Origin of the sequence: Kytococcus sedentarius, from assembly GCF_041937525.1 — a bacterium.
Lineage (GTDB): Bacteria > Actinomycetota > Actinomycetes > Actinomycetales > Dermatophilaceae > Kytococcus > Kytococcus sedentarius_A.
Genome location: NZ_CP169391.1, coordinates 452891 through 466905, shown reverse-complemented (window position 1 = coordinate 466905; position 14015 = coordinate 452891). Strand labels below are relative to the sequence as shown.

Below are 14015 nucleotides of genomic sequence, written 5' to 3'. Positions count from 1 at the left end.
CAGATCGTGTCCGCAGTGAACCACGTCACACCGCCCTGCGCGTCACCCCGGAGGCGGAGCCCGGGATACTCCTCCCATGAGTGATGTGTCCCTGCTGCCTGCTGCCGCCGCCGGCGCCGGTCTGCTGCTGGCCGCCGTGTACGGCACCAGCGGCATCGCCAAGGTGCGGGAGCCCGCCAGCACCGTCAGTGCCTTCCACGAGCTCCGGCTGCCGCGCTGGCTCGTCGCCGCCCGGGCCCCGATGCTGCTGGGCCCGGCCGAGATCGCCCTGGCCCTGGCGCTGCTGCTCCTCCCCTCCGGCTGGTACTGGCTGCCCGCCGTGGCCGCCCTGGTGCTGGGCATCGTCTACACGGTGCTCATCGTGCGCGCCCTGGGCTTCGACGTGCCGGTCACCTGCGGCTGCTTCGGCGCGCTGGGGCAGGGTGCCGTCACCCGGTCCACCGTGGTCCGCAACCTGGTGCTCGTGGCCCTGGGCGTGGCCACCGTGGCCGATGCGGCGACCGGCGGCAGCATCATCGGCCGCCTGCTGGACGGTGGCGACCTCTGGTGGTGGGCCCTGGTGCTCGCCGCCGCCGTGGCCCTCACCTGGCTGATCACCGGCGGCGCCGGAACCCCCGGTGACCAGCAGCCGATGGGGGGTGCTCACCCCATCGGGGCCGCGGGGGGTGCCGCGGGCGAGGGGCACGACGACGACGTGGTCGAGCTGGACTACCAGCGGCTGCCCATCCCCTACGTGCAGGTGAAGGGCGACGACGGCCCGGTCCGCCTGCGCGAGCTCGCCAGCACCCAGGCCCAGCTGGTGCTGTGGGTGAGCCTCGGCTGCGGCAGCTGCCAGGACGCGCTGGCCCGGTCGGAGCAGTTCGCCGCCGAGTTCGAGCACGTGGGGGTGTTGGTGGTCACCACCACCCCCACCGCCGTGGACGACCCGCTGCGCCCACAGGGGGTGACGGTCGCCTACGACGAGGACCAGCAGCTGCGCACCATGCTGGAGCTCCGCAGCACCCCGTCGGCGGTGCTCCTGGGCGCCGACGGGCTGCTCGCCGGGGGCCCGGTGGCCGGCGGCCCGGCGACGCTCGAGTTCATCGATGAGGTCGCCGAGCAGCTGCGCGAGGCCCAGCAGGCCTGAGCATCACTCGGCCGGGACGACCGTGCCCTCGTAGTTCTTGCCGATGAAGGAGCGCACCTCGCCGCTGGTCAGCAGCTCCGCGAGCTTCTTGAGGTCCTCGTCCTGCTCGTCCTCGCTGCGCACCACCAGCAGGTTGGCGTACGGGTTGCCCTCGGACTCCTCCAGCGCCAGGGAGTCCCGGGTGGGCGACAGGTCGGCCTCGATGGCGTAGTTGCCGTTGATGACGGCCGCGTCCACGTCGCCCAGGGAGCGGGGCAGCTGGGCGGCCTCGAGCTCCACGATCTCGGGTCCGCCGTCCTTCACGTCGGCCGGGGTGGCCAGCTCGTCACCGGTGTCCTCGAGCTCCAGCACGCCGTGGGTGGCCAGCAGCTCCAGCGCCCGGCCGGCGTTGCTGGGGTCGTTGGGGATGGCCACCCGGCTGTCCCCGGAGAGCTCACCCGCATCCTCCACCTGCTCCGAGTAGAGGCCCAGCGGCTCCAGGTGCACGGCGCCCAGGCTGGTGAAGTCGTAGCCGCCGCTGGACTCCTGCTCGGCCAGGTAGGGCTCGTGCTGGAAGTAGTTGGCGTCCAGGTCGCCAGCGTCCAGCGCCTCGTTGGGCTGCACGTAGTCGGTGAACTCGACCACCTCGATCTGCAGACCCGCATCGGCGGCGAGCTCGTCCTTCACGTGGGTGAGGATCTCGCCGTGCGGCACCGGGTTCACGCCCACCTTCAGCACGCGGGGCCCCTCGGAGCCGTCGGTGCCGCCGCTGGCCTGGTCCTGGTCGTCACCTCCACAGGCAGCCAGCGTGATCGATGCGGTGAGCGCGGCCGTCAGGGCCAGCGCCCCGCGGCGGGTGGGGCGGGGGGTGTGCGAACGGGACATGGGATCTCCTCGGGGGGTCGGTCGGGGTGTGGGTGAGCAGGGATGAGGGTGAGGGGCGTCGGCGGGGGTGCTCTCAGTCGATCTGCACGACGGTGCCCTGCCAGGTGTCCTCGATGTAGGTGCCCACCTCATCGCCCTTGAGCACCTCGGCCAGCGCGGTGATGCGCTCGTCCTGGACGTTGTCGGAGGTGGTCACCAGGTTGATGACGAAGCGCTCGTCACGGGGGTCCTCCACCGCCAGCGCGTCATCCACCTTCAGCTGGTTCTGCACGGCGTAGTTGCCCGGCACGGCAGAGAGCTCGGCGTCGCCCACGGAGCGGGGCGTCTGGGCGGCCTCCACGGGCAGGAACTCCAGCCCCTTGGGGTTGTCCTGGATGTCCTCGGGCGTGGGCGGGGTGTCGCCGGTGTCGGCCAGGGTGATGAGCCCCTCCTCCTCCAGCAGCCACAGCCCACGGGCACCGTTGGCGGGGTCGTTCGGCACCGCCACGCGGGCGCCCTGCGGCAGGTCGTCCAGGGAGTCCAGCCCGTCGGAGTACAGCCCCATCGGCTGGTTGGAGATGGGGGCCACGATCTCGAAGTCGTAGCCGGCGGACTGCTCCTGGCTGGCCAGGAAGACGCGGTGCTGGTAGTAGTTCGCGTCCACCGAGCCCTCCTGCAGCGCCACGTTGGGCTGCAGGTAGTCGGTGAACTCCACCACCTCCAGCTCGAAGCCGTGCTCGGCGTCCAGGCCCTCCTCGTCCACCCAGCGCAGGATGTCCGAGTGCGGGGTGGGGGTGGCGGCCACGCGCAGCACCTGGTCGTCGCCGGCGGCGGCCTGGTCCTCACCGCAGGCCGAGAGGGCCAGCGGGCTCAGGGCGAGGGCCGCGACGGCGGCGGTGCGGGCGGGGGTCCAGGCCGAACGGGTGGACGGGGTCATGATGTCTCCTCGGGGAGGTGAAAAGGGGTGGGTGAAACAGGGCGTACGGGGGGAGGGGGTGTGAGGACGGGGGTGCGCGGAGCGGGTGGGCCGGGTCAGTGGCGGGTGATGCGGGCCAGCCGGTCACCGGCGAACTGCACGGCCACCACCAGCGCCATCAGCACCAGCACGCAGGCGACGGTGACGGTCATGTCGAAGCGCTGGTAGCCGTACCGGATGGCCAGGTCGCCCAGCCCCCCTCCGCCGATCGCGCCGGCCATGGCCGAGTAGCCGATGAGGGCCACGACCGTGACCGTGGTGCCGGCCACCAGGCCGGGGAGGGCCTCGGGCAGCAGCACCGAGCGGACGATCTGGGCGCGGCTCGCCCCCATCGAGGAGGCGGCCTCCACCTTGCCGGGGTCCACCTCGCGCAACGCGTTCTCCACGAGGCGGGCCAGGAAGGGGATGGCGCCCAGGGTGAGCGGCACGGCGGCGGCCGTGGGGCCGATGGTGGTGCCGGCCAGCACCTTGGTGAGCGGCGCGATGAGCACCAGCAGGATGATGAACGGGATGGAGCGCCCGGCGTTCACCACGGCGCCGACCACGGCGTTCAGTGTGCGGTGCGGCAGCAGGCCGCCGGGGGCCGTGGCCACCAGCAGCACGCCCAGCGGCAGGCCGAACAGGAGGCCGATGAGGGAGGACAGACCCACCATGTAGAGGGTGTCCACGGTGCCGTCGAGGAGCTCGGAGATGAGGCGGTCGGTGGTCATGCGGAGAGCTCCTGTCGGGTGGTGTGGGGCAGGGCGGTGGGGGCGGTCCAGCCGGCGGGGAGGTCGCTGGACGGGGCCGCATCGCGGACGATGAGGTCGAGCGTGCCCACGCGCGCACCGTGGAGGTTCTCCACGCGGGCAGCGGCCACCTGCACCTGGTGGCCGGCTGCGGTGAGCTCGGCGATCACGCGGGTCTCGTCCTGGGTGGCCAGGTCGACGGTCACGATGCGGGAGCCGGCCGGCAGGTCCGCCGGGTCCAGCCCGCGCACGGGGCGGGGCACCAGCTGGGCGGCCAGGGCACTGCCGCGGGTCGTGGCCACCTGGGCGAGGGTCCCGGACTCCACCACGCGGCCTGCCGAGAGGAGGGTCACCGCATCGGCCACGCGGGTGACGACGTCCATCTCGTGGGTGATGAGCACCGTGGTCAGGCCGAGGTCTGCCGTGAGCTCGCGCAGCAGGTCCAGCACGCTGGCGGTGGTCTCGGGGTCCAGTGCGCTGGTGGCCTCGTCGCAGAGCAGGACGGTCGGGCGGGTCACCAGGGCGCGGGCGATGGCCACACGCTGCTTCTGCCCGCCGGACAGCTGGCGGGGGTGGGCACCGGCACGGTCGGCGAGGCCCACACGCTCCAGCAGCTCGGTGGCGCGCTGTGCGCGCTCGCGGCGGCCCACGCCCGCGAGCTCCAACGGCAGGGCCACGTTCTCGGCGGCTGTCCGGGAGTCCAGCAGGTTGAAGTGCTGGAAGATCATGCCGATCTCGCGGCGGGCCCGCCGGACCTCACCGGTGGACAGGGCGGTGAGCTCGCGGCCGTCCACCACGACGCGGCCGCTCGTGGGCCGCTCCAGCAGGTTGATGCAGCGCACCAGCGTGGACTTTCCGGAGCCCGACGGGCCCACGATGCCGTGCACCTGGCCGCGATCGATCTGCAGCGAGACCTCGGTCAGGGCCTGGACCTCGCCGCCGCCGTGGCGGCCGGGGAAGGTCTTGGAAATGCTCTCCAGAGTGATCATGAGGGTCCTTTCGGGCAGGACGAACAGACCCGTCGGGACGCGTGGGAATGCGAAGGCAAGCCCATTGTCCGCCGGGCACGACGAAAAGGGGGGTACGTGGGTTCAGAGGGCCTGAGGGCTCACTGGGTCCGCGGGGTTCCGCCACATTCGGGCAGGGCAGGGACGACCAGAGGTGCTGTCAGGACCTCGTCCGCATGTGCATTCGCATGGTTTCCTCCATCGATTCTGGCGTTAGCACCCTCACCCGGTGACGGGGGGTTGCTGCGGTTTCAGGGAGCCAGATCTCTCCACCGCTCTGGATACAGTGCGGCGAATATACGACGTCGGTGAGGATTCACCAAATCGGCCCCTCGGGCGCGCCGGGAGGGCACGGGACTCCCGCCCTCGGTAGCGTGGGCGCCAGGTGCGGGGCGACCCTGCCCCGCCAACACCCGTCCGGGCACGCCCGGACCACGACACGAGAGGGGTACGGCCGATGAAGCTCTTCGGCAAGATCCTGTTCTGGCTGGGCGTGCTGTCGTTGATCCTCGGGATCATCGGCGCGGTCCTCGGCGCCACCAGCGTCGGGAAGGTCAACGACGCGGTCAACGACAAGTCGTCGATCGACGGCAGCACCTCCATCGCCATGGAGGACGGTGAGACCCGCATGCTGTTCGGCCCGTCCTCGGGCGGTGCCGACCAGTGCACCGCGGAGGGCGCCACCATCGAGGGCGCTCCTGCCGGGACGTCCGGCGAGGTCAATGGCGAGGAGATCCTGGGCATCGTCACCGCCTCCGGCGACGGCGACGTCACCATCACCTGTGAGGGCCAGGGCTATGGACTGTCCGGCCCGGCCTCCATGGGCGACTTCCTGAAGCTCGGTCTGGGCTTCCTGGCCGCGGCCCTGCTGATCCCGCTGGGTCTGCTGCTCATGCTGATCGGTGGTCTGCTGTGGTTCTTCGGCCGCAAGAAGGACCGCGAGCGCCGCACCAGCTACACCAACGGTGAGTACTCCGACCAGTTCTCGCGCTCCGCCCCGTACTCCCAGCGTGGTGGCCAGGCGCCGCCCGCCCCGGGCCAGTACGACGACCGTGGCAACGCCATGGGCTACGGCGCCGCGGGTGCTGCGGGTGCCGGCGCTGCCGGTGCCGGCTACGGCGTCATGCACGACGACGGCGAGCGTCGCGACGGCCGCCCGCTGGACGGCGACCGCCCGCAGTACGGCGAGCGCGTCCAGGACGGCGACACCTACGGCCAGCCGGTGCGTGAGGACCGCCCCTTCGGCGAGCCGCTGCGCGACGACCGTGGCACCACTCAGGACCGCCCGTTCCGCAACGACGGCGACTTCGGCCGCCCGCTGGACGGCGAGCCGGTGCGTGACGACCGTGGTGGGTCGGCCCCGATGGGTGGCGCCAGCCCCGCCGGTGGCACCCCCGCCGCCGGTGCTCCCGGCGAGCAGGCGTTCGACGCCGACGGACGGGCCCTGGTCGACCGCGACGGCAACCCGGTGCAGTACCGCCCGGCGGACGAGGGAGTCGGCCAGCAGGGCGAGCGCCTCGACGACCGTGGCGACCGCCCCTTCGGCGAGCCGCTGCGCGACGACCGGGACGACCGTGGTGACCGCCCCTTCGGTGGGGGCAGCACGCCTCCCCCGCCCCCGCGCGGTCACTGACCCGCGAGGGTGACCGCACGGTCACCCGGCAACGGCAGAGCCCCCGTGGTCCTCGGACCGCGGGGGCTCTGCCGTGTCCGCACGCGTGCGGCGTGTCGGCACCGGGCGCCTCAGGCCTGCACCACCTCGACCGTCGCCCCGGTGGCCGCCCAGCGCTCGTAGTGGTCGAGCACGTCGTGGCAGACGGCCTCGCCGTCGTACCCGAGGACGTCGTAGGACTCCCCGGTGGGCAGGGCCACCTCCAGCTGGGTGGTGGTGTCGTCCGCCTCGATGATGCGGGCGCCGTAGCTGGGTCGGGGCACCGTGCGCACCTGGACCGGGTACCGGAAGTCCTGGGTCAGGGCGTCGCCACCGGCCGGGACCACCAGGGCTGCCCGGCGCTTCACGCGGCCGGACTCCAGCGGCTCGCTGGCCTGCACGCGGGCGTCCAGGCCCCGGCCCCGGAGCTCCTCGGCCACGGCCTCCAGGGCGGGCAGCACCACGCCCTCGAGCTGCTCGGTGGCCTGCGCCACGGACACGCTGCCCAGGGCGCTGCCCAGGCGCTGGCGCCAGGAGCGTCCGGCGCCGTGGGGCCGCCCGACCAGCTGTCCGGTCACGCTGGCGCGCTGGGCGTCGGTGCGGGTGCGCTCGGCCTCCAGCGCCCGGTGGAGGCCCACCATCACCAGGATCATCACCACGGCGAAGGGCAGGCCCATGACGATAGTGGCACTCTGCAGCGCGGGGATGCCGCCCACCAGGAGCATGGCGATGGTCAGCACACCGGTGGCAGCGGCCCAGCCGACCCGCAGCGCCGGGTGGGCGTCGGTCTCGGAGTCGGGCAGCTCGCTGGAGAGGTTGGCCATCACCAGCGCACCGGAGTCGGCAGAGGTCACGTAGAACAGCAGTCCCACGAAGGTGGCCACGGCCACCAGCACCAGGGGCAGCGGGAACTGCTGCAGCAGGGTGAAGAAGCCCAGCTCCGGGGAGTTCATGGCCAGCTCACCGAAGTCCGCGTCACCGGAGCGGATCTGCTCCACGGCGCTGTTTCCGAAGATCGAGACCCACATGAGGATGTAGCAGAACGGGATGGTCATGGTGCCCAGCACGAACTGGCCGATGGTGCGTCCCTTGGAGATGCGCGCCAGGAACATGCCCACGAAGCACGCCCAGGCCACCCACCAGGCCCAGAAGAAGAGCGTCCAGGCGCCCATCCAGTCGCTGGGGTGGTCGTAGGCCATGGTGTCCAGGGTCAGTCCGGGGAACATCGAGACGTAGTCGCCCACGTTCATGGTGACCGCGCGCAGCAGGAAGGCGGTGTTGCCGGTGATGAGCACCCATGCGGCCAGGCCCACGGCCAGCAGCACGTTGAGCTGCGAGAGCAGGCGGATGCCGCGGTCCACACCGGTGGTGGCGGAGATGGCGGCCACCACCACGGCCAGCACCACCAGGCCCACCTGGGCAGCGGTGCCCTGCTCGATGCCGAACAGGATGTCGATGCCGACGTTCAGCATCACCACGCCGATGCCCAGCGAGGTGGCCACACCGAAGATGGTGCCCAGCACGGTGGCGATGTCCACCGCGTGGCCGATGGGGCCTCGCACCCGCTTGCCGATGAGCGGGTAGAGGGCCGAGCGCACCGCGAGCGGCAGCCCGTGGCGGTGGGCGAAGTAACCCAGCGCGATCCCCATCAGGGCGTACATGCCCCAGCCGGTGATGCCGTAGTGGAAGAGGGTCCAGACGGTCGCCTCACGGGCGGCCTCCAGGGTCTCCCCCGCCCCCTGCGGCGGGGCCAGGTACTGGGTGGCCGGCTCGGCGACGGCGAAGAACATGACGTCGGTGCCGATGCCGGCGGCGAAGAGCATGGCCGCCCACGCGAAGGTGGAGAACTCGGGCCGGTCGTCGTCGCGCCCCAGGCGCACCTTGCTGTGGCGGATGCCGAGGTAGGCCACGAAGACCAGCACTGCGGTGGCCAGGGCGATGTAGAACCAGCCGAACCAGCCGGAGATGTGGCCCACCAGCTCGCCGAGCTGCGTCTCGGCCATCTCGGGGGCCACCAGGGCCCAGGCGGCCACCGCGGTGGTGACCACGCCGGCCGTGACCAGCACGGGCCAGACGATGCGGGGTGCGGCCCCCGCCGTACCCGGCGGGGTGGAGGGTTCGTCGGTCAGGGAGGTGCTCACGGGGACTCCTCTCGTGCTCGTGTGTGTGCGTGCCCGAGGGGGCGATCAGATGTCGCGGCGCTGCTGACCGGCCATGGCCTGGGCGGCGGAGGGGATGGAGTCCACGGCGTCCCAGGCGCCGTTGCGGGGGTCGCCCTCGGGGTGGATCGGCATGCCGGCACCGGACTTGTAGACCGGGGGGTGCTCGGGGGCCAGCGGCGTGTTGCCTGCAATGAGGTCGGCGGCCTTCTCGGCCACCATCATCACCGGGGCGTAGATGTTGCCGTTGGTGATGGTGGGGAACACCGAGGCGTCCACCACCCGGAGGCCCTCGGTGCCGTGCACCCGCATCGAGTCGGGGTCCACCACGCTCATGGCGTCGCGACCCATCTTGGCCGAGCAGCTGGGGTGGAGCGCCGTCTCGGCGTCCTTGGCCACCCAGTCCAGGATCTCCTGGTCGGTCTGCACCTGCGGCCCGGGCGAGATCTCGCCACCGTTGAAGGGGGCGAAGGCCGGCTGGGACATGATGTGGCGGGCGGCCCGGATGACCTCCACCCACTCGCGCCGGTCGTTCTCGGTGGACAGGTAGTTGAACCGGATGGCCGGGTGGGTGAACGGGTCGTCGTTCTTGATGGCGAGGTCGCCCCGGACGTCGGAGTTCATGGGCCCCACGTGCACCTGGTAGCCGTGGTCGCCGCCGGCGGCGGTGCCGTCGTAGCGCACGGCGATGGGCAGGAAGTGGAACATCAGGTTGGGGTAGGCCACCTCGTCGTTGGTGCGGATGAAGCCGCCGGCCTCGAAGTGGTTGGTCGCGCCCGGGCCCCGGTTGCGGAAGAGCCACTCGGCCCCGATGTAGGGCGCCTTCTTGAGGTCGAGCCACGGCGCCATGGACACCGGCTGGGTGGCGGTGTGCTGCAGGTACACCTCGAGGTGGTCCTGCAGGTTCTGGCCCACACCGGGCAGGTCCAGGCGGGGAGTCACGCCGGCCGCCTGGAGGGTGGCCGGGTCGCCGATGCCGGAGAGCTGCAGCACCTGCGGGGAGTTGAACGCGCCGCCGCAGAGGATCACCTCACCGGCCTCCACCGAGTGCTTGGCCCTGCGGGGGCCGCGGACGAAGTCCACACCGGTCACGCGGGTGCCGTCCATGCGCAGGCGGGTGACGTGGCTGAGGGTGCGGACATCCAGGTTCTTGCGCTTGCGCACCGGGCGCAGGTAGGCGCGCGATGCGGAGAGGCGGCTGCCCTGGTGCACGTTCCGGTCGAAGGGTGCGAAGCCCTCCTGGCGGTATCCGTTCACGTCGTCGGTGCGAGGGTAGCCGGCCTGCTGGGTGGCCTCGAGGAAGGCCTGGAAGAGGGGGCTGCTGGCCGGTCCGCGCTCGAGCTTCAACGGGCCGGAGCCGCCGCGCCAGGCGTCTGCGCCTGCGGTGCAGGTCTCCATGCGCTTGAAGTAGGGCAGGCAGTGGGCGTGGTCCCACTTCTCCATGCCCTCGAAGGTGGCCCACTTGTCGTAGTCACCGGCGTTGCCGCGCTGGAAGATCATGCCGTTGATGGACGACGAGCCACCCAGCATCTTGCCGCGGGCGTGCGGGACGCGGCGGCCGCCCATGTGCGGCTCGGGCTCGGTCTCGTAGGCCCAGTCGTACAGCGGGTTGCCGCTGGGGAAGACCAGGGCGGCGGGCATCTGCACGAGCGGGTCCAGCAGGGACTCGGCGCGTCCGGCCTCGAGCACCAGCACGCTGGTGCCGGGGTCGGTGGACAGGCGGTTGGCCAGCACGGAGCCGGCGGAGCCGCCGCCGACGATGACGTAGTCGTAGCGCTTCTTCATGTCTCTCCTCGATGTCGTGTGCGTCCCCGGGTGCCTCAGCCGCGGTCGGTGAACCAGTCGGCGCGGGCGGGCCGGGTGTTGTGCCAGATGTGCTTGGTCTCGACGTACTCCCCCAGTCCGGCGACGCCGAGCTCGCGGCCGATGCCGGACTGCTTGTAACCGCCCCACTCGGCCTGCGGCACGTAGGGGTGGAAGTCGTTGATCCAGATGGTTCCGTGGCGCAGGCGCGCGGCCACGCGGGCGGCCCGGCCGGCGTTCTCGGTCCACACCGCGCCGGCGAGGCCGTAGATGGTGTCGTTGGCGATGGCCACGGCGGCGTCCTCCGCTTCCTCGCGGGTGCGTCCGGAGAAGGTCTCGACGGTGAGCACCGGGCCGAAGGACTCGTCGTACACCGCATCCATGGAGGCGTCGCAGGCATCCAGGATGGTGGGCGGGTAGTACGAGCCGGCCGCCAGCTCGCCGCCGGGGATCTCACCGCCGCAGCGCAGCACGGCCCCCTGGTCCACGGCGTGCTCCACGTAGGCGTGCACCTTCTGACGGTGGTCGTCGCTGATGAGGGGGCCGGCCTCGGCGTCCTCGTCGAACGGGCCGCCGAGGCGGATCTGCTGGGCACGACGCACCAGCTCGTCGACGACCTGGTCGTGGACGGACTCCTCCACCACCAGCCGGCTGCCTGCCGAGCAGACCTGGCCGGAGTCGAGGAAGATCGCGGTGAGGGCGTTGTCGATGGCGGCGTCGAGGTCCGCGTCGGCGAACAGCACGAAGGGGTTCTTGCCGCCCAGCTCCAGGGCGACGCGCTTCACGGTGGGTGCCGCGGCGGCCATGATGCCGCGCCCGGTCTCCACGCCGCCGGTGAAGCTCACGAGGTCCACGTGCGGGTGCTCGGTCATGACCTTGCCCACCGGGTCGCCCGGGCCCATCACCAGGTTGCCCACGCCGGCGGGCATGCCCAGGCGCTCCAGGGTCTTGAGCAGCCACACCGAGGTGTGCGGGGTGAGCTCGCTGGGCTTGAGCACGAAGGTGTTGCCGGCCACCAGGGCGGGGGCCACCTTCCACGCGGTCTGCAGCAGCGGGAAGTTCCACGGGGTGATCAGCGAGCACACACCCACCGGCTCGTGGACGATGCGGGAGTCGACGTCCGGCATGCCGGTGTCCACCACGCGCCCCGCGTCGTGCTGGGCCAGGGAGGCGAAGTGGCGGAAGACGCCGATGATGTCGTCCATGTCGATGAGGGCCTCGGCCAGCCGCTTGCCGGTGTCCTTCGACTCGGCGCGGGCGACCTGCTCCTTCTCGGCCTCGAGGGCGTCGGCGAGGTCGGACACGAGCTGCGCGCGCTCGGGGGTCGGGCGGGTGGACCAGTCCCCCGCATCGAAGGCGCGGCGGGCGGCCGCGATGGCCTTCTCGGCGTCCTGGGCGCCGGCCTCGGCCACGGTGCCGACGTGGCTGCCGTCGGCGGGGCAGGTGATCTCACGGGTCTCGCCGGAGGTGGCGGGGACCCACTGGCCGTCGATGAAGAGCTCGGACACGGTCGTCCTCCTGGGATGTGGTCTGGCAGGTGTCGCGTGGGGCGTTGCGAACGGGCGCGTGACGGTGCGGTCCGCACCGTGCGCCCGGTGCCCGGGGGCCCGTGGGCCGCACCCGGTGTCGCCTGCGACAGCTCGACAGTAACGCACGTTTCACTGAAACGCACGTTACACCGACTTAGGATGGTCCGATGGTCACCAAGATCCCCGTGCGGGAACGACTTCTGGATGCCGCCACCCGGTTGATGTTCGTGGACGGCTCCGTGAGCACACCGGTGGACGTGCTCCTCAAGGAGGCCGGCGCCTCGGCCGCCAGCCTCTACGCGCACTTCGGCAACAAGGACGGCCTGCTGGCCGCGGCACTGGACCGCCGCCTGCAGGTCTGGACCACCGTCTGGGACGAGCACTGGGAGGCCGCCAGCACTCCCTCCGAACGTCTGCTCTCGGTCTTCGCGGCCATGACCGACTACCACGAGAACCGGCTGGAGGAGCGCTGGTGCTCCTTCCACGCCACGGCCTCGGCCCAGCCCTCCCCCGTCCCGGAGGTGGCGCGGGTGCTGGCGGCCGACCGGGAACAGCTGCGGCGGCGGCTGGGCCTGGCGGCCGCCGAGGCCTGCCCCCGGGACCCGGAGCGAGCGCAGCGGCTGGCCGACCAGGTGGAGGTCGCCTACGAGGGGATGCTCGCCCTGATGCTGCGCGGCCCCTCCAGCGAGGCCATCGCCATCGCCCGGTCCACGGCAGAGGAGCTGATCGCCGGCGCGTGCCGGGTGGACTGACGAGCCCGATGCGGTGGGCCCAGCACGAGCCGGGCGCGCCCCGGGTGCACGTCCCGGCGCGTCGACACCGTGGTGCGCCGCGCCGGGAACGCGTTCTGGCACCGTGAGCAGGAGCACCACCACCCGCGCACACCCAGGAGTCGACCATGGCCACCACCGCAGCCCCGCCCGGCGCCAAGCCCGAACAGCGCGGCGGGTTCAACCTCATCGGGCCCGGTCTGGTGGTGGCGGCCACGGGCGTGGGCGCCGCCGACCTGGTGGCCACCGTGATCGCGGGGCAGAAGTTCGGCTACGCACTGCTGTGGGCCGTGATCGTCGGCTGCATCCTGAAGATCGCCCTGGTGGAGGGTGCGGGCCGCTACAGCCTGGCCACCGGCCGCACCATCTACGAGGGCTGGCGCAGCCTGGGCCGGTGGACCTCCTGGTACTTCGCCCCCTACATCGTCATCTGGGGCTTCGTGTACGGCGCCGCGGCCATGGCCGGCACCGGCATCCCCCTGAACGCCCTGTTCCCCGGCCTCTCGGTGGCCTGGTGGGGCGTCATCTCCGGGCTCGTCGGCGCTGCCCTGGTGCTGCTGAGCCGCTATGCCGTCTTCGAGAAGGTCTGTGCCGCGCTGGTGGGCCTGATGTTCGTGGTGATGGTGCTCGCGGCCGCCTTCACGGTGCCCAACCTGCCGGACCTGGTGAAGGGCCTGGTGCCCACCATCCCCTCAGGTGGCCTGGTGAACCTGCTGTCCGTGGCCGGCGGTGTCGGCGGCACCATCACCCTGGCGGCCTACGGCTACTGGATCCGCGAGAAGGGCTGGAACACCGACCGCCACATGCGCCTGATGCGGGTGGACAACACGGTGGCCTACGTGGTGACGGGCATCTTCGTGATCGCCACCCTCATCGTGGGCGCGGAGCTGCTGTACTCCTCCACCCAGAGCGTGGCCGGTGGCGAGAAGGGCCTGTTGCAGCTCTCGGACGTGCTGGCCGAGCGCTACGGCGCGGCCGTGGGCACCCTGTTCCTGGTGGGCTTCTGGGCCGCGGCGATGTCCTCCCTCATCGGCGTGTGGAACGGCGTGTCGATGATGTTCGCGGACTTCGCCGGTGACGCCCTGGGGCAGCCGGAGGACCACCCGGACCGGCAGGCACGGGGCAAGTGGTACGTGGCCTACGTGCTGTGGCTGACCTTCCCGCCCATGATCATGATGTTCCTGGGCGAGCCGGTCTGGCTGATCCTGGCCTACGGCGTGCTGGGCGCCTTCTTCATGCCCTTCCTGGCCGTGACGCTGCTGTGGATCCTGAACACCGACCGCACGCCCGCGCTGTGGCGCAACAAGTGGCTCAGCAACATCCTGCTGGTCATCTGCACGGCGCTGTTCGCCTACCTGGCGGTGCAGCAGCTCGTCGACCTGGTCCCCAAGGTCGCCGGGTGGCTCGGCCTGTGACCCCCTCC

The 14015-nt window shown here is 71.8% G+C and carries 11 protein-coding genes and 1 riboswitch; of the genes, 4 read left to right on the top strand and 7 right to left on the bottom strand.

The features are described 5' to 3' along the window. Positions 1-76 precede the first annotated feature (76 nt). The gene (locus ACEY2A_RS02160) at positions 77-1126 is read left to right on the top strand and encodes a MauE/DoxX family redox-associated membrane protein (RefSeq protein ID WP_374929247.1); all 1050 of its coding nucleotides are present in this window, start codon (positions 77-79) and stop codon (positions 1124-1126) included. A gap of 3 nt (positions 1127-1129) precedes the next feature. Here ACEY2A_RS02160 and ACEY2A_RS02155 read toward each other — a convergent pair whose 3' ends face one another. The 4 genes from ACEY2A_RS02155 to ACEY2A_RS02140 form a co-directional block, all read right to left on the bottom strand. Beyond that, complete coding sequence (locus tag ACEY2A_RS02155; RefSeq protein WP_374929246.1) at positions 1130-1990, bottom strand: MetQ/NlpA family ABC transporter substrate-binding protein; 861 nt, start codon at positions 1988-1990, stop codon at positions 1130-1132. Positions 1991-2063: 73 nt separating this feature from the next. Beyond that, entirely contained in the window at positions 2064-2906 is an 843-nt protein-coding gene (locus ACEY2A_RS02150) for a MetQ/NlpA family ABC transporter substrate-binding protein (RefSeq protein WP_374929245.1), read from the bottom strand. Positions 2907-3001: 95 nt separating this feature from the next. Beyond that, positions 3002-3655 (bottom strand): methionine ABC transporter permease, encoded by a 654-nt coding sequence (locus ACEY2A_RS02145; protein ID WP_374929244.1) that lies wholly within the window; start codon positions 3653-3655, stop codon positions 3002-3004. Further along, complete coding sequence (locus tag ACEY2A_RS02140) at positions 3652-4662, bottom strand: methionine ABC transporter ATP-binding protein (RefSeq protein ID WP_374929243.1); 1011 nt, start codon at positions 4660-4662, stop codon at positions 3652-3654. The genes ACEY2A_RS02145 and ACEY2A_RS02140 overlap by 4 nt, the downstream gene beginning before the upstream one ends. 213 nt (positions 4663-4875) lie before the next feature. Further along, positions 4876-4968, bottom strand: a riboswitch (SAM riboswitch). A gap of 169 nt (positions 4969-5137) precedes the next feature. Between ACEY2A_RS02140 and ACEY2A_RS02135 the strand changes: the two genes are divergently transcribed. Next, a complete protein-coding gene (locus tag ACEY2A_RS02135) occupies positions 5138-6313 on the top strand; it encodes a hypothetical protein (protein WP_374929242.1) in 1176 nt (391 codons plus the stop codon). Between the two features lie 110 nt (positions 6314-6423). On the opposite strand, the gene betT is transcribed toward ACEY2A_RS02135, so the two are convergent. Genes betT through ACEY2A_RS02120 form a run of 3 tightly spaced genes read right to left on the bottom strand, consistent with a single transcriptional unit; the run spans position 6424 to position 11801 of the window. After that, positions 6424-8472 (bottom strand): choline BCCT transporter BetT, encoded by a 2049-nt coding sequence (betT, locus tag ACEY2A_RS02130; protein WP_374929241.1) that lies wholly within the window; start codon positions 8470-8472, stop codon positions 6424-6426. Positions 8473-8517: 45 nt separating this feature from the next. Next, positions 8518-10275 carry a choline dehydrogenase gene (betA, locus tag ACEY2A_RS02125; RefSeq protein WP_374929240.1) on the bottom strand — a complete coding sequence of 586 codons (1758 nt, stop codon included), beginning with the start codon at positions 10273-10275 and terminating at the stop codon, positions 8518-8520. Between the two features lie 35 nt (positions 10276-10310). Next, positions 10311-11801, bottom strand: a complete 1491-nt coding sequence (locus ACEY2A_RS02120) for an aldehyde dehydrogenase family protein (protein ID WP_374929239.1) — start codon at positions 11799-11801, stop codon at positions 10311-10313. A gap of 188 nt (positions 11802-11989) precedes the next feature. Here ACEY2A_RS02120 and ACEY2A_RS02115 point away from each other — a divergent pair, with 188 nt between their 5' ends. Continuing rightward, positions 11990-12574: a TetR/AcrR family transcriptional regulator gene (locus ACEY2A_RS02115; protein WP_374929238.1), complete on the top strand. Its 585-nt coding sequence runs from the start codon at positions 11990-11992 to the stop codon at positions 12572-12574. 146 nt (positions 12575-12720) lie between these two features. After that, positions 12721-14007 (top strand): Nramp family divalent metal transporter, encoded by a 1287-nt coding sequence (locus ACEY2A_RS02110; protein ID WP_374929237.1) that lies wholly within the window; start codon positions 12721-12723, stop codon positions 14005-14007. The last annotated feature ends 8 nt before the right edge of the window (positions 14008-14015 follow it).